At 69.5% G+C, this 23,072-nt stretch carries 26 protein-coding genes, 1 tRNA gene and 1 pseudogene; 12 read left to right on the top strand and 16 right to left on the bottom strand.

Annotated features, from left to right (window positions below; translation table 11 throughout):
* Positions 1-69: 69 nt before the first annotated feature.
* The gene (locus tag PQV94_RS11085; RefSeq protein ID WP_274285883.1) at positions 70-459 is read right to left on the bottom strand and encodes an ester cyclase; all 390 of its coding nucleotides are present in this window, start codon (positions 457-459) and stop codon (positions 70-72) included.
* Between the two features lie 85 nt (positions 460-544).
* On the opposite strand from PQV94_RS11085, the gene PQV94_RS11090 reads away from it, so the two are divergent.
* The 3 genes from PQV94_RS11090 to PQV94_RS16195 all read left to right on the top strand — a co-directional run bounded on the left by PQV94_RS11090 (position 545) and on the right by PQV94_RS16195 (position 2,712).
* Positions 545-1,501, top strand: coding sequence for an epimerase (locus PQV94_RS11090; RefSeq protein ID WP_274285884.1), 957 nt, complete (start codon positions 545-547; stop codon positions 1,499-1,501).
* 45 nt (positions 1,502-1,546) lie between these two features.
* Entirely contained in the window at positions 1,547-1,993 is a 447-nt protein-coding gene (locus PQV94_RS11095) for an SRPBCC family protein (RefSeq protein WP_274285885.1), read from the top strand.
* Between the two features lie 518 nt (positions 1,994-2,511).
* Positions 2,512-2,712, top strand: a complete 201-nt coding sequence (locus PQV94_RS16195; protein ID WP_443192724.1) for a helix-turn-helix domain-containing protein — start codon at positions 2,512-2,514, stop codon at positions 2,710-2,712.
* Here PQV94_RS16195 and PQV94_RS11105 read toward each other — a convergent pair.
* A complete protein-coding gene (locus tag PQV94_RS11105) occupies positions 2,688-3,086 on the bottom strand; it encodes a VOC family protein (RefSeq protein WP_274285887.1) in 399 nt (132 codons plus the stop codon). The genes PQV94_RS16195 and PQV94_RS11105 overlap by 25 nt on opposite strands.
* A 149-nt stretch (positions 3,087-3,235) precedes the next feature.
* Between PQV94_RS11105 and PQV94_RS11110 the strand changes: the two genes are divergently transcribed.
* Positions 3,236-3,913, top strand: a complete 678-nt coding sequence (locus PQV94_RS11110) for a HEAT repeat domain-containing protein (RefSeq protein WP_274285888.1) — start codon at positions 3,236-3,238, stop codon at positions 3,911-3,913.
* 14 nt (positions 3,914-3,927) lie between these two features.
* Here PQV94_RS11110 and arr read toward each other — a convergent pair whose 3' ends face one another.
* From arr to PQV94_RS11135, 5 genes are all read right to left on the bottom strand, one after another.
* Positions 3,928-4,344, bottom strand: coding sequence for an NAD(+)--rifampin ADP-ribosyltransferase (arr, locus tag PQV94_RS11115; RefSeq protein ID WP_274285889.1), 417 nt, complete (start codon positions 4,342-4,344; stop codon positions 3,928-3,930).
* A gap of 10 nt (positions 4,345-4,354) precedes the next feature.
* On the bottom strand, positions 4,355-5,095 hold the full coding sequence (locus tag PQV94_RS11120; protein ID WP_274285890.1) for a hypothetical protein: 741 nt from the start codon (positions 5,093-5,095) through the stop codon (positions 4,355-4,357).
* A gap of 78 nt (positions 5,096-5,173) precedes the next feature.
* Positions 5,174-5,548: a hypothetical protein gene (locus PQV94_RS11125; RefSeq protein ID WP_274285891.1), complete on the bottom strand. Its 375-nt coding sequence runs from the start codon at positions 5,546-5,548 to the stop codon at positions 5,174-5,176.
* Positions 5,549-5,571: 23 nt separating this feature from the next.
* Positions 5,572-6,279, bottom strand: coding sequence for an alpha/beta fold hydrolase (locus PQV94_RS11130; RefSeq protein ID WP_274285892.1), 708 nt, complete (start codon positions 6,277-6,279; stop codon positions 5,572-5,574).
* 309 nt (positions 6,280-6,588) lie between these two features.
* Positions 6,589-7,080: a GNAT family N-acetyltransferase gene (locus tag PQV94_RS11135; RefSeq protein ID WP_274285893.1), complete on the bottom strand. Its 492-nt coding sequence runs from the start codon at positions 7,078-7,080 to the stop codon at positions 6,589-6,591.
* Between PQV94_RS11135 and PQV94_RS11140 the strand changes: the two are divergent.
* Both PQV94_RS11140 and PQV94_RS11145 read left to right on the top strand, forming a co-directional pair.
* Positions 7,061-7,267: pseudogene (locus tag PQV94_RS11140) on the top strand (alpha-L-rhamnosidase-related protein); the annotation flags it as partial. The gene PQV94_RS11135 and the pseudogene PQV94_RS11140 overlap by 20 nt on opposite strands.
* A gap of 26 nt (positions 7,268-7,293) precedes the next feature.
* Positions 7,294-8,547 (top strand): alpha-L-rhamnosidase-related protein, encoded by a 1,254-nt coding sequence (locus tag PQV94_RS11145; RefSeq protein WP_274285894.1) that lies wholly within the window; start codon positions 7,294-7,296, stop codon positions 8,545-8,547.
* Between the two features lie 85 nt (positions 8,548-8,632).
* On the opposite strand, the gene PQV94_RS11150 is transcribed toward PQV94_RS11145, so the two are convergent.
* A tRNA-Arg gene (locus PQV94_RS11150) sits at positions 8,633-8,707 on the bottom strand.
* 130 nt (positions 8,708-8,837) lie between these two features.
* Between PQV94_RS11150 and PQV94_RS11155 the strand changes: the two genes are divergently transcribed.
* A complete protein-coding gene (locus PQV94_RS11155) occupies positions 8,838-9,782 on the top strand; it encodes a nuclear transport factor 2 family protein (RefSeq protein ID WP_274285895.1) in 945 nt (314 codons plus the stop codon).
* Between the two features lie 9 nt (positions 9,783-9,791).
* Here the strand turns inward: PQV94_RS11155 and poxB are convergent, their stop codons facing one another.
* The gene (gene poxB / locus PQV94_RS11160; RefSeq protein ID WP_274285896.1) at positions 9,792-11,525 is read right to left on the bottom strand and encodes a ubiquinone-dependent pyruvate dehydrogenase; all 1,734 of its coding nucleotides are present in this window, start codon (positions 11,523-11,525) and stop codon (positions 9,792-9,794) included.
* Positions 11,526-11,591: 66 nt separating this feature from the next.
* On the bottom strand, positions 11,592-12,182 hold the full coding sequence (locus PQV94_RS11165; RefSeq protein ID WP_274285897.1) for a TetR/AcrR family transcriptional regulator: 591 nt from the start codon (positions 12,180-12,182) through the stop codon (positions 11,592-11,594).
* 142 nt (positions 12,183-12,324) lie between these two features.
* Here PQV94_RS11165 and PQV94_RS11170 point away from each other — a divergent pair, with 142 nt between their 5' ends.
* The 4 genes from PQV94_RS11170 (at position 12,325) to PQV94_RS11185 (ending at position 14,502) form a co-directional block, all read left to right on the top strand.
* Positions 12,325-12,921: a DUF6230 family protein gene (locus tag PQV94_RS11170; RefSeq protein ID WP_274285898.1), complete on the top strand. Its 597-nt coding sequence runs from the start codon at positions 12,325-12,327 to the stop codon at positions 12,919-12,921.
* Positions 12,912-13,394 (top strand): DUF6114 domain-containing protein, encoded by a 483-nt coding sequence (locus PQV94_RS11175; RefSeq protein WP_274285899.1) that lies wholly within the window; start codon positions 12,912-12,914, stop codon positions 13,392-13,394. The genes PQV94_RS11170 and PQV94_RS11175 overlap by 10 nt, the downstream gene beginning before the upstream one ends.
* On the top strand, positions 13,391-14,110 hold the full coding sequence (locus tag PQV94_RS11180; protein ID WP_274285900.1) for a hypothetical protein: 720 nt from the start codon (positions 13,391-13,393) through the stop codon (positions 14,108-14,110). Before PQV94_RS11175 ends, PQV94_RS11180 begins: the two co-directional genes overlap by 4 nt.
* Positions 14,111-14,223: 113 nt before the next feature.
* A complete protein-coding gene (locus tag PQV94_RS11185; RefSeq protein ID WP_274285901.1) occupies positions 14,224-14,502 on the top strand; it encodes a Fe-S cluster assembly protein HesB in 279 nt (92 codons plus the stop codon).
* Between the two features lie 46 nt (positions 14,503-14,548).
* Here the strand turns inward: PQV94_RS11185 and PQV94_RS11190 are convergent, their stop codons facing one another.
* The 5 genes from PQV94_RS11190 to PQV94_RS11210 form a co-directional block, all read right to left on the bottom strand.
* The gene (locus tag PQV94_RS11190; protein ID WP_274285902.1) at positions 14,549-17,953 is read right to left on the bottom strand and encodes an error-prone DNA polymerase; all 3,405 of its coding nucleotides are present in this window, start codon (positions 17,951-17,953) and stop codon (positions 14,549-14,551) included.
* Entirely contained in the window at positions 17,953-19,491 is a 1,539-nt protein-coding gene (locus PQV94_RS11195) for a Y-family DNA polymerase (protein WP_274285903.1), read from the bottom strand. The genes PQV94_RS11190 and PQV94_RS11195 overlap by 1 nt, the downstream gene beginning before the upstream one ends.
* Positions 19,492-20,175 (bottom strand): hypothetical protein, encoded by a 684-nt coding sequence (locus PQV94_RS11200; protein WP_274285904.1) that lies wholly within the window; start codon positions 20,173-20,175, stop codon positions 19,492-19,494. It abuts the gene before it with no gap.
* Positions 20,176-20,317: 142 nt separating this feature from the next.
* Positions 20,318-20,911, bottom strand: a complete 594-nt coding sequence (locus tag PQV94_RS11205) for a cysteine hydrolase family protein (protein ID WP_274285905.1) — start codon at positions 20,909-20,911, stop codon at positions 20,318-20,320.
* Positions 20,908-21,843 carry a DMT family transporter gene (locus PQV94_RS11210; protein ID WP_274285906.1) on the bottom strand — a complete coding sequence of 312 codons (936 nt, stop codon included), beginning with the start codon at positions 21,841-21,843 and terminating at the stop codon, positions 20,908-20,910. Before PQV94_RS11210 ends, PQV94_RS11205 begins: the two co-directional genes overlap by 4 nt.
* Positions 21,844-21,883: 40 nt before the next feature.
* Here PQV94_RS11210 and PQV94_RS11215 point away from each other — a divergent pair, with 40 nt between their 5' ends.
* On the top strand, positions 21,884-22,381 hold the full coding sequence (locus tag PQV94_RS11215; RefSeq protein WP_274285907.1) for a MarR family winged helix-turn-helix transcriptional regulator: 498 nt from the start codon (positions 21,884-21,886) through the stop codon (positions 22,379-22,381).
* Positions 22,382-22,387: 6 nt separating this feature from the next.
* Here the strand turns inward: PQV94_RS11215 and PQV94_RS11220 are convergent, their stop codons facing one another.
* Positions 22,388-22,885 (bottom strand): HNH endonuclease, encoded by a 498-nt coding sequence (locus tag PQV94_RS11220; RefSeq protein ID WP_274285908.1) that lies wholly within the window; start codon positions 22,883-22,885, stop codon positions 22,388-22,390.
* Between the last annotated feature and the right edge of the window lie 187 nt (positions 22,886-23,072).

A 23,072-nucleotide genomic window follows, 5' to 3' on the forward strand; every position in this document is an offset into this window, starting at 1 on the left:
CGGCTCATCATGGCACGGGCGGATCGCCGCATCCGTCATCGAGGCGTACGACGCCGCGCACTGACGCGGCTATGCGCCGAGCTGCTGCCGCAGTTCAGCGTCGCCAGTGCCGGAGAACTCGACGATGCGCCCGCCGACCACCCGATACATCGCGAACTCCGCGACGTTCACATGACGACGTGTGGCGGAGATTCCGCGGTAGACGCCGGTGTGGGTTCCGCTGCCGCGCAGGTGTGCGGCGATGCGGTCGTCCTCGATCACGAGTTGGATGCGTCGCCACTGCCAATCCGGGAAGGCGTGGAACAGATCCGCGAGATCGTCGATCCACGCATCCCGCCCGCCGGGCAGGTGCGCGCGTCGCACGTCCGAATCGACCAGCGCGCGGACGGCGTCCAGGTCGTGACGGTTGCAGGCGTCGAGGTACTCGGCATGCCACTCGCGCAGTTCCCACGGCTCCATCCTCTCCATTATCGCGGGCGGTGTCGGCGGCGTCTCAGGGCACCGGTACGGTCGAGTCACAGCTGACCGGCAGAGGGCGGAGCGCATGACGGACAAGCAGGTGGCGGTCGTCGCGGGGGCGAGCGGGTTCGTGGGGCGCGAGATCGTGGCGGCACTGCGGGCCGACGGCTATGATGTGCGGCGCATCGGTCGTACCGAACACGTGGGGTGGAACGACCCGCGCGCCCTCGTGGACGCAGTCGACGACGCCGACCTTCTCATCAACCTCGCCGGCAAGTCCGTGAACTGCCGGTACACCCACGTCAACCGGAATGAGATCCTGCGCTCCCGCGTCGAGACCACGCGGGCCCTCCGCCATGCTGTGGCCGCAGCCGAGAACCCGCCTCCGCTGTGGTTGAACGCATCCACGGCGACGATCTACCGGCACGAGGAACAGCGTCCCAACGACGAGAGCTCCGGCATCCTCGGCGAGGGATTCTCGGTTGACGTCGCGCGGGAGTGGGAACGCGAGTTCTTCGCCGACGAGCTTCCCCGCACGCGCCGCGTGGCGCTGCGGATGGCCATCGTGCTCGGCGACGGCCCCGCGCCTGACATGCTGCGACGCCTCGCGCGTTGGGGACTGGGCGGGCCCCAGATCGACTCGCCCTGGTTCCCTCACCGTCGATACCGCGGCATCGGGGCGCATCCGACCGGCTCTTCGCGCTCCGGCTGGCACCGGACGCGTGGGCGGCAGAAGTTCAGCTGGATCCACATCGACGACGTGATCGGAGCCGTCCGGTGCCTCGCCGAGCACGAGGAGATCACGGGCGCCGTGAACCTCGCGAGCCCAGAACCGACCGACAACCGCACGCTCATGCGCGCGCTGCGCCGGAAGACCGGCATGCCGATCGGGCTGCCCGCATGGCGATGGATGCTGGAGCCCGCGATGTGGGTGCTGCGTACCGAACCGGAGCTCGTCCTCAAGAGCCGTTGGGTCGTTCCGGGCGTGCTCGACGCCGCCGGATACACCTTCCGCCGGCCGCATCTCGAGGATGCGATCTGAGGCAAGGCCGCCGCCCGCGCCGCATCGGATACGAGGAGTCAAAGCATGGTCTCGAGCTTCACCGTCGTCACCCGCGCTCAGGTGTCCGTCGAGCGACTGTTCGATCAGTCGCTGAGCATCGACGCGCACGTCGAGTCGATGGCACGTTCCGGTGAACGCGCGGTCGCCGGAGTCACGAGCGGCCTCATCGGTCTGGGCGAGACCGTCACCTGGAGCGCCCGGCACTTCGGCTGGCGCTTCCGGATGACCTCAAAGATCACCGCACTCGAACATCCCCGCCGCTTCGTCGACGAGCAGGTGCGCGGCCCGTTTCGCACCTTCCGTCATGAGCATCTCTTCGAGGTGCAGGGTGAGGAGACGGTGATGACCGATATTCTCACGATCGCGTCTCCCGTGTTCGGCCGGCTGGCCGAACGGTGGGTGCTGGTCCCATATCTGCAGCGACTCATCCGCCAGCGCAACGACGTGCTGGTGCGGGCAGCGGAAAGCTGATCGCACCGCCGGTCGCGGTGGGCCGGCACAATGGCAACGTGTACACCGAACTGGCGCTGCCCGATGGATCGGCGCTCTGGCGCTCGAGCGGCGGTGAAGGCGGTGCGGTGCCCGCTGACGGATGCGTCGACCTGATCCTGCTGGACGATGCGGTGTACGTCGCGGGTCCCTCCACGAGGTGGATCGCCACCGTCGCGGATGGGGAACGCGGGTCTTTCGGGCTGCGTCTGTCGCCGGGCCGGGCGCACGGGTTACTCTCCGTAGCACTGACCCTCCTGGCAGATCGACTCGTTCCCCTCGCCGAGACCGTGACCCCGGATGCGGCGCGTGGTCTCCGCGAGCGGATGGTCCGCTTCGGCGACGGCCCGCATCCCACCGCCGGCCTCGTCGAGATCGCCGGGCGTGCCGCCGAGGACAACCCATGGTCGCGTGCTGTCCACATGCGCGCGGAGCGCGCGGTTGCCGCTGGTCGCGTGGCTGAGGAGATGAACGAGAGCGAGCGCACCTTCCGCCGTCGGATGCGTGAGCGCTTCGGCTACGGCTACGCCACCCTGGTGCGCATCCAACGCGCGCGCCGCGCACAGCAGCTCCTGCAAACCGGCCACGCCCTCGCGGACGCCACCGCGGCTGCGGGCTACGCCGACCAGCCGCACCTCACGCGGGAGTTCCGCCGACTGGTGGGTGCGAGCCCCGCTCAGTTCGCGTCGAGCGCCGCGTAGAGATCGATGGAGTTGCCGTCGGGGTCCAGAAGAGTGGCGTACCGCTGGCCCCACGGCGCATCCCAGGGCGCGACGTGACCCGGGTAGCCCGCTGCCTCGAGCCGCGCGAAGACCGCATCCACCTCGGCCGGAGTCTCCTGTACGAAGGCGAGCGCGATGCGGTGGCCTCCGGCCGCGGGCTCGTATGCCGGGTCGAAGCTGCGGATCGTGTCCAGCGTGTCCCACGCGAGGGCGGTACCGTCATCCAGCCGAGCATCGACATGCGGGGCATCGTCGTGTCCTTCCGGGATGTCGACGCCCAAGGAGCGGTAGAACGCGAGCGAGGCCGCCATGTCCTGCGTGACGATGCCGATGAATCCGAGTCTGAGTGCCATGGCTCCACGCTAGGGGCGCACCGCCTCCCGTGTCTTGAACCGAACGGCCACGATGTCGGGGCCGCGCTGAGACGACCGCGCCCCCTTTTGGGCATTCTCCCGGCGCCTGACGTTCCAAGGTCGTGTCGGGCGGGGATACGGTCGGGGCCATGACCGACTGGCAGGCGCGATTGCGTCAATTGCCCGTCGAGGAGTGGGCGACGCTGCTCGACGCGAACTCCGGGCTGCCCGGCCCTCGGGCGAACACGGCTCTCGCCGCGGCATTCGCCGTCGTCGCCGATGAATCCGCTCTCCTCGCGCTCGGCACCCGCGACGACGAGTTCACCGCGATGTGCGTCGCCGCTGCTCACGGTGCCCACGCCGATGAGAACGAACACGTCGCCGCCGCCTTGCACGGCGCATCCGATGATCGGTGGCGTGTGCGCGAAGGCGTCGCGATGGGACTGCAGCTTTTGGGCGATCGCGACGTCGACCGCCTCGCCGACATCGTGAGCGAGTGGGTCGAGTCGGAGGATCCGCTCGTGCAGCGTGCCGCGGTGGCGGCGATCTGTGAACCGCGACTGCTGCGCTCCCCCGCATCCGCCGCCGTCGCCGTGCGCGTGTGCGCCCGCGCGACCGCACTGCTGGCTGGGCGACCCGCCGCCGTGCGTCGAGACGCGGATGTGCGCACGCTGCGGCAAGCGCTGGGCTACGGCTGGAGCGTGGCGGTCGCCGCCGACCCCGCCGTCGGGCTTCCCGCCTTCCTGGGGCTCGACACGTCGGATGCCGACGTCGCGCGGATCGTGGCGGAGAACCGCAAGAAGAAGCGCCTCTCTGCCCTGCTGTGATCGCGGGCGCCCACTCAGTTGATGATCTGGGCGTCGGGGTTCGTATTGAGGGCGTCGATGCGCTCCCGCCACGACTGCAGCGCCTCGGGAGTCAGGCGGGTCCAGTCGGTCACTTCGCGCACGATCCGCAGGGGCGCCGCGCTGCGGTACGAACGCGTCGGGTTGCCGGGGAACTTCTTATCCGTCACGTTCGGATCGTTCTCGAAGGCACCGGTGGGTTCCACTTCGTAGACGTGCGGCGTGTCGCTGTCGCCGCGAGCCGCGATCTCCGCAGCAAGTCCCGCACCGTCGACCAGCGCCGTGAAGTAGATGTGGTTCATCACGACCTCGGGGCGGTAGTTCGAGCGGTGGCCCGCGACCAGGAGGTCTCCCGGCGAGAGATGCGCCTTGGTGCCGTGGAAGAAGGGGCCGTCGTCGAGTGCGTCGCTCACCTCGCACACGTTAGTCGCGTGATCGAGGAGCTGTCTGCTCGGCGTCCTGCACACGCCTGATCGCCGCCTCTCCCCCGCCGGCGAGGAGGGCGCGCTCCTCGGGGTGATCGAGGTAGTAGCGAACGATGGGCACGACGAGGCACGGGTCTGAGCCCATCGGAGCCATCGGCACCAGGATGGGTCGCGCTCCGCCGCTCGGAATGAGTGAGAGTCGGGCGGTCGGAGCGGATGCCAGCTGCACCGCGGCGAGCGAATCCCACGGCAGGTCGACCGCGGCACTCCCCCGGATGCCCCGCAGCCCCTCCGGGCTGAGCTCGAGACCGGCCGGCGTGCGAAGCCGCCACAGTAGCGCCCCCACGACCGCGACTCCGAGCACAGCCAGCACGTACGGCCCGCCGGTGATGAAGATGCCTTGCATGGTCGGCAGACTCTGGCGGACGGCGATGATCTGCGCGATCGCGGGCAGCAGCATGGACACCCCCATCACGACGGATGTCACCGTTGCGCGTGCGGAAGGGGCGAAGTGCAGCGAAGCCGCATCCGTGTCGATCCTCACCGTCCGCGGCACGAGGGAACCGGCCATCACCATGAGGCAGACACCGATGCAGACGAGCGTCACGGCGTAGGCCGCCATGACCAGCCGGAGTCCGAGTCGGTCATCCGCCACGGCGATGAACGCCATGAGCGCGGCCGCCGCGAGCACGACGGCTCCCGGCCATCGCGGCGCACGCCCCCGCGGAAAGACCGGCACCCCGTCATCCATATCCGCGAAGCGCGGTGAAAGGCGTGCGTGCCCCATTGCTGTCCCCCGGTCCGTTTCCCTCCGACGCTACAGGTTCCGGTCCGCCTTGCACTGATCCCTGATGGTCTCGAACGCGTCGGATGCGGCCTCGAACGCCGCCTTGCCCTCAGGGTTCGAGGGAGCGGCAGTGACGGCGTCGAGAGCCTTCTCCGCGTCCTTCATCTTCGCGAGCATCCACTGCGGAGCGCCGGTCGAGGCGCGACTCACCGCATCCCTCACCGCCGCGCGCCCGCTGGCTACCGCTCCGTTCGCGCGCCCGGGAGTCTCAGCGAAGTTCGCGTACTCCTGCCACGAGTTCATGACGTTGAGGCAGGCCTCCGCGCTCGTGCGCGCGGAGGCGGAGGCGCATCCGGCCAGCGCCAGCACGGCGATCAGGGGCAGGACGGCGAGACGGCGATACACGCCGCTCAGGGTAGGAGCCGAACTTAGGCGCTGGTTGACAATGCCGCCTCGCGTGCCGCAGCCGCGATGACCTCGGCGACGGCCTCGGGCTGCGTGAAGTACAGCGCGTGGCTCGCCGGGACGTTCGTGATCGCGGCGCCGGCGCGTGTCGCCATGTGCTGGAGCATCGCCTGGTCGAAGGCGCGATCGTCGGTGGCGATCACGGCCCAGCTGGGCTTGTCGCGCCAGGCCGCCTGAGTCACCGCGGCGCCGAAGACCGCCATGTTCACCGGCACCTGCGCGTCGCGGAGGAAAGCCGCATCCGCGTCGCTCGCATCCGCGGCGAAGCCGGGCTTGAAGGCGTCGGGGTTGAGAAAGCCGAAGCCGTCGTCACCGACGTCGATGACGAACTCGGGAGTGGGCGCGAAGCCTTCGTACTGCTCGCCGCTGGTCTGGCCCGCATCCGGAATGAGCGCGGAGACGTAGACGAGTCCCGCGACCTTGTCGTGCACGCCGGCCTCGGTGATGACCGTGCCGCCCCAGGAGTGCCCGACGAGGATCGTCGGTCCGTCCTGCCGATCCAGCACACGGCGCGTTGCCGCAACGTCGTCCTCGAACGAGGTCAGCGGGATCTGTGCGATCGAGACGCGGTGGCCCGATGCGGTCAGAGCGTCGTACACGCCCCTCCATCCGGATCCGTCCGCGAACGCTCCGTGCACCAGTACGACATTGGTGATCCCCGCGTTGTCCATGAATACCGCCCCCTTCGTCTGTGTCGTCGACGACGTGTCGACTCTTGCAATATATTGCATACCGCATCGAATGACTACCCCGAGTTTGCACGGTCACGCGGCCGCATCCGTGTCTCACTCGTGCACGCGATAACGCGCGGATTCCTCAAGAAGTGAGACACGCAGGGGTCCGCGTTCACTTCGCGTCCCACTTGTGCACGCCGCAGAACCCGACCCCGTGCACGAGTGAGACATGCGAGGCCCGCGTCCCGAGGAAGAGACACCCTAGGTCGACGCAGGCGACGGATGCGTGCCGAACGGAGCCTGGCCTCAGAGGTGCAGCAGAGTGCGAGACGCGGTGAAGCCCACCCGCTCGTAAAGCGGCACCGCGAGGTCGCTGCTGTGCACGACCACCCGCTCCGCACCGCGAGCGGTCGCCTCCTCCACGACATACGCGATCAGACGCCGACCGATCCCCTGCCCTCGATAGTCCGGGTCGACGTAGACGCCCTGCAGATCGGCGGTGACGCGTATCAGTGCCCGGGGGCTCGGCACCCTCTCGGTGAGCACCACCCACGCTGCGCCCCGGATGCGGCCCGCGATCTCGGCGACAAAGCACTCGTGCTGCGTGGCGCGCGCCCACTCGACGAATGCCTCGACGAACGCGTCGCGCTCTGTCGCCGGCACCGCGTTCTTCTCGTCGACGATCGACGACCATCGCAGCTCGGCAACCGGAGCGAGGTCGACATCGACGGCCTTCCGGACGTCGCATCCGCTGTTGCAGAAACTCCACGAGAACGTCGTGTGGAGTCTGCGCGGCAACTTCCTGTCGATCCCCACCGACTGCCCGCAGCGAGACGAGCGTCTCGGATGGACCGGCGACATCCAAGTGTTCGCCCCTACCGCCGGCTTCCTGTACGACGTGCGAGGGTTTCTCGACTCGTGGCTGCGCGATCTGGCATTGGAACAGGATGCCGACGGCACAGTGCCCTTCGTGGTTCCCGACGTTCTGGGTCTGTCGCGGCCGGCCGCAGCGTGGGGCGATGCCGCCGTCATCGTCCCGGACGTGCTCAGCGGCTCTACGGCGACCGGGAGACGCTCGCCCGTCAGTACCCCAGCGCGCGTGCCTGGGTCGATCTGTGTCTGCGACTCGCGGGCCCCCGACGGATCTGGGAGGGCGACTTCCAGTTCGGGGATTGGCTCGATCCGACCGCGCCTCCCGACCGCCCCGGCCACGCGATGACCGCGATCGGGCTCGTCGCCACGGCTGTCCTCGCGCACTCTTCACGATTGCTCGCTCGCGCGGCTGCTCTTCTCGAGTACACGGAGGATGCGGCGGCCTATCGTCGTGCCGCCGATGAGGTTCGCCGCGCGTTCGTCGACGAGTATGTGACGCCAGCGGGGCGTATGGTCTCAGATACCCCCACCGCGTACGCCCTCGGTCTCGTGTTTGACCTCCTGCCCAAAGCTTCCCGTGCCGCCGCCAGCGAGCGGTTGGCCGAGCTGGTGCGCGAGAACGGGTACCGCATCGCGACCGGCTTCGTGGGAACACCGCTCATCCTCGATGCACTCACGTCGACGGGACACGACGCCGCGGCAGCGCGATTGCTTCTCGAAATCGGATGTCCGTCGTGGCTCTACCCGGTCACGATGGGCGCGACGACCATCTGGGAGCGGTGGGATTCGATGCTCCCGGACGGCTCGATCAATCCCGGCGACATGACGAGCTTCAACCATTACGCCCTCGGCGCTGTCGCCGACTGGATGCACCGGGAACTCGGCGGACTGACCGTCCTGGAGCCGGGGGCACGTCGAGTGCGCATCGCGCCCCGAGCACTGCCGGGAATCGACGACGCCGCCGTGGCGCTCGACAGCGCTTCCGGCCGCATCGAGGTCGCTTGGGTTCGCGCAGGCGACAGCATCCGTGTCCGCGCCACGATTCCGAGCGGCGTCGACGCCGAGGCGCACACCGCCGGCGGACCGCGTCCGCTCGGGGTCGGCATCCACGAATGGAAGCTCCCCTCGCCCATGCCGGAACCGCCCTGCGCCGTGGGGCTGGACTCGTCGTTGGCGCAGGTCATCGACGATCCCGAAGCTCTCGCCGTCGTCGAGGAGACTCTCGCCGAGCACCGCCCCGAGGCCGTGACGGCTATGCGGGCGGCGACCCGGTGGACACGAGGCCAGACGCTTGCCGAGCTCGTCTTCCAGTACGCGAGCCCTGCGGTGCAACGCGAGATCGGGCAGCGGCTCACAGCACTGTCCGCCTCCCGGGCCTCCCGCGGCAGTTGATGCGAGACTGCATCGTAGGCACGAGATCACCGGTAAACACCGTGATCTCGTGACAGAAATGCAGTCTCGCGGGGAGAAGCAGACGTGGTGCCCCTGGAGGGATTCGAACCCCCGACCCGCTCCTTAGGACGGAGTGGCTCTTCCACTGAGCTACAGAGGCTGGCCCTGCGAGTCTACCGGCAGCGACGCACCGGATGAGGGCGCGCGCATAGCTCGCGCTCACACTTCCTTCAGCGGGCTTCCATCCCCTGCCTCGACCACGCAGAAGTTCCGCCGTGAGCGTGGGACGCATGAGCCTTCGCCATCGCCCCGTCCCGCTGCTCATCGGCAGCATCGCCCTCCTCGCCGCCGGCGTCGCACTCACCGGTTGCGCGGCGTCACCGGCCGACGCCGGAACCACCCCCGCCGCTGCGGGAGCCTCGGCCAGCAGCGTGGCCGGCGCCGAGCCCACCACCGAGCAGGCGAACGAGACGCTCGTGACCCAGCTCATCGCCGACGCGTTCCCCGACCCTGACTCCCCGGATGCGGCCGCCGCGGTTCAGGCGGCCGTGGCACCGGATGCGGTCGCGCACGGCGCCGGGCTCGCCGCGGGGCCCGACGGGCTGCTCGCCCAGTTCCGCGCCGACCATGCCCGCGTGCCGGGGGCGCAGGCTGTGATCAAGCACCAGGGTGCCGACGGGGATCTGGTTGCGGTGCACTGGCAGATCGCCGAGGATCCCAACGACGAACGGACGGGCGAGGCCGCCGTCGATCTGTTCCGCGTGACGGACGGGAAGATCACCGAGCGATGGTCGTTCGACCAGCCCATCCCGCAGGGCACCCCCGCCAGCGGCAACACGAACACGATGTTCAGCGACCTGTACGAGCCGGGTGATCAGGAGTCCACGCCCACACCTGACCAGGATGAGGCGAACAAGAAGCTGGCGGTCGACGCCTACAACACGCTCTTCCGCGACCACGACGTCAGCGTCCTCGACCGCGCGTTCGACCCCAACTACCTCCAGCACAACAGCGTCGCACCCAACGGCACCGCGGCGCTGAAGAGCTTCTTCACCGGCGCGAGCTTCCCCCCGCAGCAGGCCGTGCTCTCGGTCTCGGACGACGGCCTCGTCTGGATCTTCTCGCAACCCGTGGGTGCCGCATCCGACGACCCGTTCCTCGCCGCCGACATCTTCCGTGTCGACGACGGCCTCATCCGGGAGCACTGGGACGTCGTGCCGACAACAGCCGGTTGACGCCGGCCGTCAGTCGAACAGACGCCTCCAGAGGTTCGTGTCGGCCAGATCCAGCAGTTCGTCGCCACGGCCCGAGAGCACGGTGCGCAGCGCCCACAGCGAGAAGCCCTTGGCCTGCGCCGCGGTGATCGACGGCGGCATCGACAGCTCCTCGCGGGCGACCACGACGTTCACGAGCACCGGACCGGGATCGGCCAGCGCACGCCGCAGAGCGGGCTCAAGATCCGCCGCACTCTCGACGCGGATGCCGGTGATCCCGACGGCCTCGGCCACGGCCGCGAAGTCCGGGTTGTGCAGGTCGGTGCCGTAGTTGACGATGCCGGCCGCCTTCATCTCGACCTCGACGAAGCCCAGAGCGGAGTTGTCGAACACGACGATCTTCACCGGCAGATCGTTCTGACGGATGGAGAGCAGGTCCCCCATGAGCATCGCCAGGCCCCCGTCGCCGGCGAGCGCGATCACCTGGCGGGAACGGTCCACGGCCTGCACGCCGAGCGCCTGCGGGAGCGCGTTCGCCATCGAGCCGTGCGTGAACGAGCCCAACAGGCGCCGCTGCTTCGTCATGTGCAGGTAGCGTGCCGCCCAGATGACCGGCGTACCCACATCCGCCGTGAAGACCGCATCCGGTGCTGCCAGCTCGTCCACCAGGCGCGCGACATACTGCGGATGGATCGGCTTCTTGCCGTCGTCGTTGGCGAGCCCGTCGAGCTCGCGCCGCGTCTTGCGGTAATGCTCGACCGACTCCTTCAGGTGGTGGTCCTTGCGGTCCTGATCGATCAGCGGCAGCAGGGCGGATGCGGTCGCACCCGCATCCCCCACGAGCCCGACGTCGATGGGCGTGCGATGCCCCAGCTGCTCGCCGCGGATGTCGATCTGCACGATCTTCGCCTTCTCGGGGAAGAACTGGCGGTACGGGAAATCGGTGCCGATCATCAGCAGCGCGTCGCACTTCTCCATGGCGCGGTAGCCGGACGAGAAGCCCAGGAGCCCCGTCATCCCCACGTCGTAGGGGTTGTCGTACTCGATGTGCTCCTTGCCGCGGAAAGCGTGCACGATCGGCGCCTGCAGACGCCCGGCGAGCGCGAGCACCTCGTCGTGGGAGCCCGCCACCCCGGCCCCCGCGAGGATCGTGACCTTGCCCGCCGCATTCAGCACGGCGGCGGCCTCTTCCAGCTCGGATGCGGACGGCACGACGACGGGCCGCGTTGCCCGGATAGGAGCGGACGGGCGACGATGCGGCGCGTCCGCGAAGAAGACGTCGCCCGGGACGACGACAACGGCCACACCGCGCTTCTCGATCGCGGTGCGCATCGCCGTCTCGAGCACCCAGGGCAGCTGCGCCGGGTCCGAGACGAGTTCGGCGTAGTGGCTGCACTCGCGGAAGAGCTCCTGCGGGTGCGTCTCCTGGAAGTAGCCGCTGCCGATCTCGGCGGACGGGATGTGGGAGGCGATCGCCAGCAGCGGCACACGGGAGCGATGCGCGTCGAAGAGGCCGTTGATGAAGTGCAGGTTGCCCGGGCCGCAGCTGCCGGCGACGACGGCGAGCTCGCCCGTGATCTCCGCCTCGGCCCCCGCCGCGAACGCCGCGGACTCCTCGTGCCGCGCGTGCAGCCATTCGATGCCGCCATCCTTGCGCAGGGCATCCGTGAAGGCGTTCAAGGAGTCGCCGGGCAACCCCCAGATGCGGGTGATCCCGGCGTGGCGAAGAGTACGGACGAAGAGTTCTGCGACGTTTCCGGCCATGACTCCACGCTAAAGCGCACCACCGGATCCGGCTAAGACGATTGACGAACGGGCCCCCGACGTGTGTCAAAGAGTCACAGCGGAGACGACACCCTGCACGCTGCGCTCGAGGAAGCCCACGATGTCGTCGATGTCGACGTCGTCATCCACGGCCAGCTCGATCAGCACTTCTTCGGCGAACGCCACCCACGACCGCAGAGCGACGTCGAGCAGCGGGCTGGCGGGAACTCCCAACTCGGCGAACACCTCGCGCAGGCGTTGTGCGTTGGCATCCCGGGCGCGATCCACGACCACCCGCACCTCGGGGTCACCGCTGGCGACGCCGCGCACGAGCGAGAAGAAGGTGCCGCGGTTCTCACGCACGAAGAGCGCGATGCGGCGGAGGGTGTCGCGCAGCCGCTCCACCGCGGCCAGCTCGTCACGCGGGTGGGTCGCCTCCAAAAGCGCATCACCCGCACGCGCGACCACCGCCTGATGAAGGCCCTGCCGCGAGCCGAAGTAGTGGAAGATCAGCGCACGCGAGACCTGCGCCCGATCCGACAGCTCCTCGATCGTCAGGTCGTCGAGCGGCCTGTCCGCGAGGAACGCGACGCCGAGGGCGACCAGTTGCGCGCGACGCTGCTCCGGACTCAGCCTGGTGCGCCGCTCACTCCCCATAGCCAGAGCCTAGGCGAGAGGTCGACCTCGCCCGGGGTGAGAGTCCTCTCATACCCGCTCTCACACTATTGACACTTCGTCAACGAGGTCTAGGCTCGCTCACCGACGGCATCGTCGCCGTCCCCTCACCCCCGGAGGATCGATGAAGTTCCCCAACATGGTGCGCTCGCGCACCGGTCGTGTCGTCCTGGCCACCATCCCCGTCGTGGCCGCATCCAGTCTGCTGTTCGGCGGCGTCGCCCAGGGCGCCGTCCCGGTCTCGTTCGCGGTGTCCGGCAGCGAGTTCCAGATCAGCGCCTCTCAACTCGAGGGCACCGGTTTCTCTCAGTACGCCGGCGTCACGCAGGACACCGCCGGCAACCAGCACTCCGTCGCGATCGCCAACATCGCCTCGGCGACGCTGGCGGATCTGTGCCAGTCCGTCGTGTCGGACACCCCGCTCGGCAAGGTCGGCGTGCTGATCACCGCCGGCGGCGGCGGAAACCCGGCGAGCGCCACGAACCTGCAGATCGGCATGACGGGCCTGCGCGGCGACTCATCCTTCGGCAACATCCGCATCGGCGTGGATGCGTCCACCGTCAACACCGCGGCGAAGGGATCCGCGGGCGACTTCGCGCAGGACGCCGACTCGGTGAGCATCGCGAACCTCCAGCAGAACTCGTGGAGCACGCAGGCGTCGACCTTCACCCTGACGGGGATGAAGCTTGAGCTGACCGACGGAACGAAGACATGCTTCTGAACGCCACGCGTCGCTCCCTCGCCGAGCGCGAGACGACCGAACAGGAGTCCGAGAAGGAGCCGTCGCGCTGGCGCGCCTGGCGCACGCAACGGCCGTTCGTCGGCGGCGTGATCGTCATCGTCGCAGGTCTGGTGATGTTCCTGTCGAGCCAGCTCGACTTCGGCAAGCTGCACATCCAGCTCGGCATCGAGGGTCTACAGGCGACCATCGTGCCGCTGGCCCTTGTCCTGCTCGGCGCCCTGTCGATCTTCATGCCGGCCCACCGCATCTTCTACGGCGTGATCACTCTGGGCCTGGCCGTGTACTCGATCGTCGGCGTGAACCTCGGCGGATTCATCGTCGGGATGCTGCTGGGCTGCGTCGGCGGCATCACGGTCGTCTCGTGGGCGCCGCGGCCGGGTGAGGCCGCATCCGCGCTCGCACCGGGCGAGGAGCGGGAGGTGCGAACCAACGGCGAGAAGGAGACCGCATGATCCGCCGCCTGCTGCCCGTCGCCGTGGTGGGCGCGCTGCTTGCAACCACGGGTGCCGCCGCTGCTCCAACCGAGCGGCCCACGGCGTGGTGCATCCCGCTGTTCATGTCGTGCGACGACCCCACCCCGACACCGTCGTCCACCCCCTCGCCGAGCGAGTCATCCGTGCCCGGCCTGCCAGGCCCCCCTGACCTCGGCGGGCAGAGCCCCACCCCGGGCGCGTCAGCGACGCCGCAGGCCCCCACCGAGCCGCAGACACCCGCCGAGCCGCAGGCGCCCGTCGAGGCCGTCCCGGATGAGACAGCGCCCGTGTTCACCCAGCCGCCGGCGCAGCTGGGGTCGGACGGCCTGTCGATCGGCGGGCTCAAGAGCATCTCGCTCGTGACCGTGCCCCTCGCCGACGGCACCCGGACGCACGCCCTCAAGATCAGCGCGGACAGCATCACGATCACCGACTTCGCTCTGACCGTGGGGCACGCCGACGGCCCTGCGCTGGTGACCACGGCGGACACCATGACCCTCTCGGGCGATGTCTCGGTGTACCTGAACTCCCTCACCGCCACCGGCGCCGACGGCACGTCGTACACGCTGGGCGCCGAGACTCCACCGCCGCGCGACGGGATCACCCCGACGCTTCTGCGCGTCACACTAGGCCTCGTGGGTGCGACGGCGGATTCGATCAGCTACTCGAACACCGACCAGCAGCTCACGTCCTGAAAAGTTCCCGGTGAACCTCGTGTGAGTTCGATCCGATCCGCGTGCAGGGGTTGATTCCGCTCTGGATTCTCGGAATCGTGGCCGGTCCGCAGACATCGATGGAAGGGAGCACCATGCTCACTCTGACGGAGAACGCTGCTTCGGCGGTCAAGACGATCTCGTCCCAGATCCCGGCGGAAGGTGGCGGGCTGCGCATTCGCGACACCGGCACCGAGACCGGATTCGAGCTCGCACTCGCTGCCGCCCCCGAGCCGCAGGATGCGGTGGTGGAGACGTCGGGTGCTCGCGTCTTCGTGGACTCCGGTGCGACGGATGCCCTCGATGACAGGGTGCTCGATGCCGAGGTCAGCGATGACGGCTCCGTCCGTTTCGCCCTCGGCGTCCGGGGCTGAGACCCCGCCCAAAGGCCCCCGGGTTCGCCCGGGGGCCTTTGCCGTGTCACTGGAAGTCGCGCGAACGGTGCGAGATCCCGACGCGGAGATCTTCGAAGGCATCCGCGACGAGGTTGGTGACCCCCTCCACCGAACGCTCCAGCATCCCGCGCACGATCAGCGCCGGCGAGTCGCGCACGATGCGTCGGTATCGGTTCCACACGCCGGTCGAGCAGATCACGTTCACCAGCCCGTGCTCGTCTTCGAGGTTGAGGAAGGTGATCCCGGATGCGGTCGCCGGCCGCTGCCGGTGGGTCACGAGGCCTGCGACTTCGATGCGCCGCCCCGACTCGTGGGCGCGCATCTCGCGCGAGGTCAACACTCCTCGCGCGTCCAGCGCGGAGCGGTAGTGGGTCAACGGATGATCGTCGGTGGAGATGCCCGTCGCCCAGAGATCGGCCGCGAGCGTCTCGTAGCTCGACGGGTCGGGGAACAACGGCGGCTGCACCGCCATGACGGTGTCGGGGAGGAACTCCGCCCTGTCCTGCGCGGCGGTGCCGGCGGACCAGATCGCCTCACGGCGGGTCAACCCGAAGCAGTCGAAGGCGCCGGCCGTGGCCAGCGCCTCCAGTTGCGCCACGGTCAGGTCGCACCGGCGCACCAGATCGCGCATGTCGCGAAACGGCCCCTCCGCGTCGCGCTCGGCAACGATGCGTGCGGCGACCTTCCCCCCGATACCGGTCACCGCGCCGAGCCCCAGCCGTACCGCGAACGCGCCGTCGCGGCGATGAGCGGCGGACTCGTCGGGAGCCGCCGCGTCGAAGGGCCCCACAGGCGGTTGCGGGCCGCGGCACGCGTCCATCCCTGTCGGCACCGTGCTCTCACCGACCGGCTCGAGTCCGGCCTGGGCACCGGAGAGCTGCACGTCGGGCCGGCGCACCTCGACACCGTGGCGCCGGGCATCCGCGGTCAGCGTGGCAGGCGAGTAGAAGCCCATGGGCTGCGCCCGCAGCAGCCCCGCGAGGAACGCCGCCGGGTAGTGCAATTTGATCCATGAGCTCGCGTAGACCAGCAGGCCGAACGAGAGCGAGTGCGACTCGGCGAACCCGAAGTTCGCGAACGCCTGGATCTTGCGGTAGATCGCATCCGCGTCCTCGCCGATAAGGCCGTGGCGCGCCATGCCGGCGTAGAGCTTCTCTTTAAGCGAGTCGATACGTTCCTGACCGCGCTTGGACCCCATCGCACGACGCATGAGGTCGGCGTCCTCTCCGGAGAGATCGCCCACGACCATCGCCATCTGCATCAACTGCTCCTGGAAGACGGGGATCCCCTTGGTGCGCTCGAGCACCGGGATGAGATCCGGATGCGGATACGTCACCTCTTCGTGGCCGAGCTTGCGCCGCACGAACGGATGCACCGCCCCGCCCTGGATCGGACCGGGCCTCACGAGCGCGATCTCGATCACGAGGTCGTAGAAGGCCCGGGGCTGCAGGCGCGGCAGCAGTCCCATCTGCGCGCGCGACTCGACCTGGAACACGCCGATCGAATCGGCACGGCACAGCATGTCGTAGACCGCAGCCTCCTCCTTCGGCAGGGAGCGCAGCTCCCACGTCTCCCCTGTCGCCGCATGGATCAGATCGAAGCAGTACTGGAGAGCGGACAGCATTCCGAGCCCGAGCAGGTCGAACTTGACCAGCCCCATCCACGCGGCGTCGTCCTTGTCCCACTGGATGACGGTGCGCCCCGGCATCCGAGCGTGCTCGATCGGCACGACCTCGCCCACAGGCCGCTCGGTGAGCACCATGCCGCCGGAGTGGATGCCGAGGTGGCGCGGCGCCTTGAGCAGCTCGGTCGCATAGGCCACGACCTGATCCGGGATGTCGTGGTCAGGGGCGCTCTCGAGCGACGCACCCCAGCGCTCGACCTGCTTCGACCAGGCATCCTGCTGTCCGGGTGAGAATCCGAGTGCCCGCGCCATGTCGCGCACGGCGTTCTTGGGGCGGTACTGGATGACGTTGGCCACCTGCGCCGCGCGCTCACGCCCGTACTGCTGGTAGACCCACTGGATGATCTCCTCGCGACGGTCGGAGTCGAAGTCCACGTCGATGTCGGGCTCCTCGTCGCGCAGGCTCGACAGGAACCGCTCGAAGGGCAGGTTGTAGGCGATCGCATCGACCGCCGTGATGTCGAGCAGATAGCAGACAGCACTGTTGGCCGCCGAACCGCGACCCTGGCAGAGGATGCCGCGCCGCCGGGCCTCCTGCACGATGCCGTAGACGATCAGGAAGTAGCCCGGAAAGTCCTTCATCTCAATGACCTCGAGCTCGCGCTCGATGCGCCGGCGCTGGTCTTCGGTGAGGTTCGGATAGTTGCGCGGCACCGCATCCCACACCAGTTGCCGCAGCCACGACATGGGCGTGTGCCCCTCGGGAACGGGGAGCTTGGGCAGCGCGGGTGCGGCCTTGCGCAGCGGGAACGCCAGCTCGTCGGCGAGTGCGACGCTGCGCGCGACCGCGCCGGGGTACCGGGCGAAGCGGGCCGCCATCTCGGCCCCCGAGCGCAGGAACGCTCCCCCGTGCGCGGGGAGCCACCCGTCGAGCTCATCCATGCTGCGATTCGCCCGCACGGCGGCGATCGCCGCCGCCAGGAGCCTGCGCTCGGGCACCGCGTAGTGCACGTTGCCGGTAGCAACGACGGGCAGCCCGCGTTCTGCGGCAAGGGCGGCGAGGACGTCGTTGCTCTGGGTGTCTCTCGGATCCCCGTGATCGATGAGCTCGACCTGCACCGCATCCCGCCCGAACAGGTCGACGAGCAGGTCGAGTTCGCGCGCCGCCCCCGCCGGCCCCTCGAGGGTGAGCGCCTGACGCACGGCGCCCTTGCGGCATCCGGTGAACACGGCCCACTGCGGATCCCGCGGGCCGCCGGACTGCTCGGCGAGCTCGGTCACGTCGTACACCGGTCGCCCCTTCTCGGCGCCCCGCAGCTGGGCGCGGGTGAGCGCACCGGCGAGACGGTGGTACCCCTCCTGCCCGCGGGCGAGCACCAGCAGGTGGCGCCCGACCGGATCGGGGCGCCCCTTCTGCGGCGCGGGCAGATCGAGTGACAGCTCGGCACCGAACACCGTCCGCAGCCGGCGGGGCTCCGCCGCCTCCGCGAAACGCACCGAGCCGTAGAAGCCGTCGTGGTCGGTGACGGCCAGCGCATGCAGACCCAGTCGCTCCGCCTGCTCCACGAGCTCCTCGGGCGAGGACGCCCCGTCGAGGAACGAGTACGACGAGTGCGCGTGCAGCTCGGCGTAGGGCACCACCTGTTCGGGGCGCTCGATCACCGGCGGCACATAGGGGCCGCGCTTGTGCGACCACGCCGGACTGTCGCCGCCGTCCGCCCCGGCAGGAACAGGCCTGGGTCGCCGCGCATCGCTGAGGGCGCGTTCGAGCTCCGACCACGGGACGGGCGGGTTGTGCCAGCCCATCAGTCGTACCTCGCCTCGACGCTCCAGCGGGCGTCCTCGTGCACGAGCAACCAGGCGACCTGGGCGGCGTCGACGATCTGGAACCGGTGCGCAACCCGGCGGCGGGCCGCATCCCACTCCCGTTCGATGACGGTCCACGGCCCCGCCCACGAGAGCACCCCGCGCCGGGCTCCCCCGACGGCGATGTCGGCGGGCGTGCCCGACAGCGCCCCGCGCTCGTCGACGAGGATGCGGGTGCCCTGGGCATCCCGCACCTCGGCCGGACGAGGCTCGGGGAACACCGTGGTCGGCAGCGGCGCCGGCAGCGACCCCGGCCAGGGCAGCGACGCGTCGCGCGGAGCGACGGCGCGGTCACCCCAGGGCACCATCACCTGACGTTCGTCGAGCCAGCGCCCGCCGGCGATCACCGGCGTCAGAACGCTCCGATGCCCGAGCATCGCCTGCACCCGCGAGAGGGCATGGTGCACCTTCTCGCGCTCTCCCCGTCCGAACAGCCCCGGGACGTGGTGAGCCTGTTCGTCGACGGCTTCGGGTGAGATGCGCACGCGCGCCACGGGACTGCGCAACTCCTGCTGCTCGGCGAGCTGCCAGCGCACCCGGTCGACGACCGCCGCCGCATCGAAGGTTCCCGGATGCAGCCAGACCCGTTCACTGCGCTCTCCCCGCTCGGACTCGAGCTCCACACGTAGCTCGGTGCACACGAGCCTCAGCTCGTCGAGACGCGCGATGAACTCCTCCGCCGCCATCCGCATCCCGAAGGCCGCCTGCTCGGCGAGTTCGACGGGCGGCTCGAACACGACCTCGCGATCGAGCTCGGGCGGGACGTCGCGGGGGGTCACCGTGCGGGAGTCCGCTCCTGCGGCGAGCGCCTGAAGCCGCACTCCCTGCTCGCCGAGGCGATCGCGGATGCCGTCGGTCGGCAGCTCGGCGAACGCGCCCAGCGTGTGGATGCCCAGTCGCGCCAGCAGCGAGGCGAGCGAGGTCTCGGCCCCGGCGTCGTGCAGCAGGGTGGCGGGCAGGGGCGCGAGGAAGGGTCCTGAAAGACCCGGAGGCACGCACCGCACCGGCGCCTCGGCGGTCGTTGCGGCACGGGCTGCCTGCTCGGCCGTGAAGGGGCCGTCGGCGATGCCGATGCGGACATCCCTCACACCCGCCTCGTGCAGCGCCGCACGCAGGACGTTCGCCGCTTCCTCCTCGCCGCCGTAATAGCGGGCGGGCCCCCGTGCCTTCAGCGCGCAGAGCCCCGGGCGGATGATCTGCACGTGCGGCGCGAGACGTTCGATCGCCGCCACGAGCGGCGCGAAGGCGCGGTGGTCTCGCGCTGCATCCATCGCCACGATCCGCAGGCGAGGACAGGCGCCCTGCGCGTCGCGGCGACGCTGGCCACGACGCACCCCCTCGGCGCGGGCCGCGGCGGAGCAGGCGACCACGACGTTCTTCTCGACGACGGCGACCGCCTCCGCCTCCTCGCCGCTCTCGCGTGCGAAAGCGACCACCGGCCAGTCCGGGATCCAGACGACGAGGGTGCGCACGGGCATCTAGCCCACCGCCCTCATGGGCACGGGAGCGGCAGGGGCGACGGCGGTGAGGGCGCCGTCGCGATCGGGGAGCATGAGTCGCGCGCGCCGGGGCACGGGAGAGCGGCGCGACTGCACGGCGATCGTCACCGTGCGCGACGACAGATAGCCGTAGCCGTCGCCGAGTCCGTCCCACTGTGAATCGACGATCTGCAGCGCAGCCTCCGCCTGCGGCCAGACTCCCTGCACCAGAAGGCTCGCACCGCGGTCTCGCAGTCGCGCCATGAAGCGGGAGGCTTCGGCATCCGACACCGCTCCCGCAGGCCGCACGGCGACCACCGGCATGACCTCGGCGAGGGTGGCGGCCACGGCCAGCCAGCGCGGGCCGGGCTCGGGGACGAGGACGAGGCGCTCGAGCGCCACACCCAACCCCGCCGCCGCCTCGGCGCCCAGCTCCGGCATCCCCACTGCCGCGCACCACGCCCCCTCGCGGGAGGGGCGGGCGAGCAGCGAGAGCAGCAGCGAGGTGGAGGGGGCCACCGTGTATGCGGAGCCGGCACGAAGCCCCCCACCCGGAAGGAGCTCCGCCAGCGCCGGATGCACCGGTCGCACGGCCGCATCCATCCGCCGGCCCTGAACGCGCTCGAGCTGCGCGCGGAGGCGATGGACCTCACCCACGGCGTCTTCTCGCACGATCACCTTCACTCCGACAGGCTAGAACGGATGTTCTAGTTCTTCAATGTCAGATTCGAAGATACGAACGAGTTCGGACATCCTCTTCGGGAGCAGACCCGCGACGTCTGCACGAGGAGTGGGGCTGGCGGCACCCTACGTGCCGCCAGGGACATCACCTCAGCGATCGATCGTGCACACGTCGCTCGGATCCGACGATCTCGGCCGTCGTCCGGATGCGGGCGAACCCGCCTTCCTGCAACACCAGAGCAGAGGTGGCCATGATCTCCGCCGCCGTGCGCGTCACACGACCTATACCGCTGATCTCGGCATCGAGATCGAAGGTGCGGGTCGCATCCCACACCACCGTGGTGTCGTATCCGAGATTGCCCGCCATGCGCGCCGTCGTCTCGACGCACATGTTGGTCTGAATACCGCAGATCAGCAGCTCCCCTATCCCCTGCTCCTGCAACCAGGCGTGCAGGTCGGGGTCACCGTAGAACGCGGAGTTCACGCTCTTGGTGATCAGCAGTGCAGCCGCGGCGCGGTCGACGACATCGACGAGCGCATTGCCGGCAGCGGACGGATGCAGCACAGAGGTTTCGCTGCGGGAGTCGTGACGGACCACGACGACCGGGACACCCTCGATCTCGGCGTACCGCAACAGCGCGGCGACGTTCTGCTCGCACTGCGGATTCGCCGTCGGCCCCCAGAACTCCAGGTCGTCGAACCCCTTCTGCATGTCGATCACCACGAGCGCGCGCGTCATGCCTTCATCCCACCACGCGATACCGGCTCCGCCGCCTCACCCGGCTGCCGACCAGCAATCGATTCCTGCCGCGGCGCGCGGCGGCGATGCGGCAGCACGCCCCACACCACGCCACCGAGCACCAAGGCGAGCCCGATCATCTGCGCGAGGCCGAACGTCTCCCCGGCCAATACGACCCCCAGCACGACGCCGGTGACCGGGTTCAGCAGCCCGACGAGGCCGACCGCGGCGGCGGGCAGCCGCTGAAGACCGGCGAACCAGGCCGCGTAGGCCACCGCGGTGCCGATCAGCATGACGTAGGCGAACCCGACGACGCCCTCGGGGGTGAGTTGCGGGGGCGGCCCCTCGAGGACCAGCGCGACGGGCACGAGAACGACGGAGCCCGCTAGGAGCTGCCACGACGTCATCGCGAGCGCGGGCACCTCCTGCCCCCAGCGGGAGGTGAGGACGAAGCCGAAGGAGGAAGCGACCATCGCCCCCAACGAGGCGGCGATGCCCCACGGATCGACCGACCCCGCGCCGACACCGAGCATGAGCACGACACCCGCGATCCCGACAGCCGCGCCCAGGGCGGCGGCGACACGCGGCCGCTGCCCCAGCAGCGCCCAGGCGAAGAGCATGATGCATGCCGCGGAGGTGGACATGAGGGTCGCCGCCAGGCTCGACGGAAGCCGCTGGCCGACGATGTAGATCAGCACGCTGAAGCCGCCGACATTCAGCACTCCCAGCAGTAGCGATCGCCACCACCACGAGCCGCGCGGAAGGCGGCGGGCGAACAGCAGCACGAGCAGCCCGGCGGGCAGGCATCGGATGACAGCACCCCACAGCGGCACATCGGGCGGCAGCAGATGCCGAGTCACCACGTAGGTGCTTCCCCACGCGATCGGCGCGATCGCGGTGATGAGGACCCATCGTCGCCATTTATCTTCCATGGAAGGAAATACTACCTTCCGCGGAAGATATTGTGATCGCATGACCGGAACCGAGGATCGCGTCAGCCGCATCCAGGACGATTGGCGCCGCGAGCGTCCCGATCTCGATCCCTCCCCCCAGGGCGTGATCGGCCGCATCCACCGCGTGGGCATGGCCCTCACCCGCGAGCTCACCGCGGTCTACGCCCGCTTCGGGCTCACCGAAGCGGAATTCGACCTGCTCGCCTCACTCCGGCGGGCGGGCGCGCCCTACAGCCGGCCGGCGGGTGAACTCGCCGAGCACACGATGGTCACCTCGGGCGGGCTCACCAAGCGCGTCGACCGCCTCGTCAAGCGGGGCCTCGTCACACGCTCAGGGTCCGACGCCGACGGCCGGCGCCGCCTGGTCCGGCTGACGGATGCCGGGCGCGCGCTGATCGACGACGCCTTCACCGCACACATCGCCAACGAGCACCGACTGGTCCGGATGCTGGACGCGCCGGATGCGGAGCAACTCGCCCGCACCCTGCAGCACTGGAGCGAGCGGCTCGAGCGCTAGGACTGCTCAGGCGGCGAGCGCCAGATAGGGCTCCCACCGGGGGTCAGCCCGCTCGGTTCCGCGCACGCTCCAACCCGAACCGTGCGGCACGTCGGGCACGAGCCGCAACGTCCACGACATCTCCTGCGGCGTGCGATCACCCTTCACGTTGTTGCAGCGCAGACAGCACGCCACCAGGTTCTGCCAGGTGTCGCGCCCTCCGCGCGAACGCGGCAGCACATGGTCGATGGTGGATGCGGCCTTCCCGCAGTACCCGCAACGGTGTCCGTCGCGGCGCAGCACGCCTCGGCGGGTGACCGGCACGTTGCGCACATTGGGTATGCGCACGTAGCGGGTGAGGATGATGACCGCGGGCCGGTCGTAGATCTGCGTCGTACCCCAGATGGGCACGTCCTCGACGCGTTCGACGATGGTCGCCTTCTCGTTCATGACGAGCACGAGTGCTCGCTTGAAGGAGACGACGGCCAGCGGCTCGTAGCCGGCGTTCAACACCAGTGTGCGCATTCCCTGTCCTCTCGAATGGCCCGGACGGCTTCGCGGATATTCGATTCGATGGACGCATCGGGGTTGCGGAGGCATGAAAAAAGGCGCTGTCTCATGGACAGCGCCTTGAACACACGGGAAACCCGTGAGTGTCGGTCACGTGATGCCGAAGGACGAGCAGACCGAGCGCATCCATGGTTCGGATGCG

This window comes from Microbacterium sp. Clip185 (genome assembly GCF_028743715.1).
Classification (GTDB): Bacteria; Actinomycetota; Actinomycetes; order Actinomycetales; family Microbacteriaceae; genus Microbacterium.

Excerpts from the sequence above, each read along its gene's own strand:
- PQV94_RS11155 (WP_274285895.1), top strand. The coding sequence starts at position 8,838 with ATGAGCCTTCGCCATCGCCCCGTCCCGCTGCTCATCGGCAGCATCGCC.
- PQV94_RS11205 (WP_274285905.1), bottom strand. The coding sequence starts at position 20,911 with ATGACGCGCGCGCTCGTGGTGATCGACATGCAGAAGGGGTTCGACGAC.
- PQV94_RS11190 (WP_274285902.1), bottom strand. The coding sequence starts at position 17,953 with ATGGGCTGGCACAACCCGCCCGTCCCGTGGTCGGAGCTCGAACGCGCC.
- PQV94_RS11110 (WP_274285888.1), top strand. The coding sequence starts at position 3,236 with ATGACCGACTGGCAGGCGCGATTGCGTCAATTGCCCGTCGAGGAGTGG.
- PQV94_RS11095 (WP_274285885.1), top strand. The coding sequence starts at position 1,547 with ATGGTCTCGAGCTTCACCGTCGTCACCCGCGCTCAGGTGTCCGTCGAG.
- PQV94_RS11090 (WP_274285884.1), top strand. The coding sequence starts at position 545 with ATGACGGACAAGCAGGTGGCGGTCGTCGCGGGGGCGAGCGGGTTCGTG.
- PQV94_RS11180 (WP_274285900.1), top strand. The coding sequence starts at position 13,391 with ATGATCCGCCGCCTGCTGCCCGTCGCCGTGGTGGGCGCGCTGCTTGCA.
- PQV94_RS11195 (WP_274285903.1), bottom strand. The coding sequence starts at position 19,491 with ATGCCCGTGCGCACCCTCGTCGTCTGGATCCCGGACTGGCCGGTGGTC.
- PQV94_RS11175 (WP_274285899.1), top strand. The coding sequence starts at position 12,912 with ATGCTTCTGAACGCCACGCGTCGCTCCCTCGCCGAGCGCGAGACGACC.
- PQV94_RS11185 (WP_274285901.1), top strand. The coding sequence starts at position 14,224 with ATGCTCACTCTGACGGAGAACGCTGCTTCGGCGGTCAAGACGATCTCG.
- PQV94_RS11215 (WP_274285907.1), top strand. The coding sequence starts at position 21,884 with ATGACCGGAACCGAGGATCGCGTCAGCCGCATCCAGGACGATTGGCGC.
- PQV94_RS11170 (WP_274285898.1), top strand. The coding sequence starts at position 12,325 with ATGAAGTTCCCCAACATGGTGCGCTCGCGCACCGGTCGTGTCGTCCTG.
- PQV94_RS11210 (WP_274285906.1), bottom strand. The coding sequence starts at position 21,843 with ATGGAAGATAAATGGCGACGATGGGTCCTCATCACCGCGATCGCGCCG.
- poxB (WP_274285896.1), bottom strand. The coding sequence starts at position 11,525 with ATGGCCGGAAACGTCGCAGAACTCTTCGTCCGTACTCTTCGCCACGCC.
- PQV94_RS11085 (WP_274285883.1), bottom strand. The coding sequence starts at position 459 with ATGGAGCCGTGGGAACTGCGCGAGTGGCATGCCGAGTACCTCGACGCC.
- PQV94_RS11105 (WP_274285887.1), bottom strand. The coding sequence starts at position 3,086 with ATGGCACTCAGACTCGGATTCATCGGCATCGTCACGCAGGACATGGCG.
- PQV94_RS16195 (WP_443192724.1), top strand. The coding sequence starts at position 2,512 with ATGCGTGAGCGCTTCGGCTACGGCTACGCCACCCTGGTGCGCATCCAA.
- PQV94_RS11130 (WP_274285892.1), bottom strand. The coding sequence starts at position 6,279 with ATGGACAACGCGGGGATCACCAATGTCGTACTGGTGCACGGAGCGTTC.
- PQV94_RS11220 (WP_274285908.1), bottom strand. The coding sequence starts at position 22,885 with ATGCGCACACTGGTGTTGAACGCCGGCTACGAGCCGCTGGCCGTCGTC.
- PQV94_RS11165 (WP_274285897.1), bottom strand. The coding sequence starts at position 12,182 with ATGGGGAGTGAGCGGCGCACCAGGCTGAGTCCGGAGCAGCGTCGCGCG.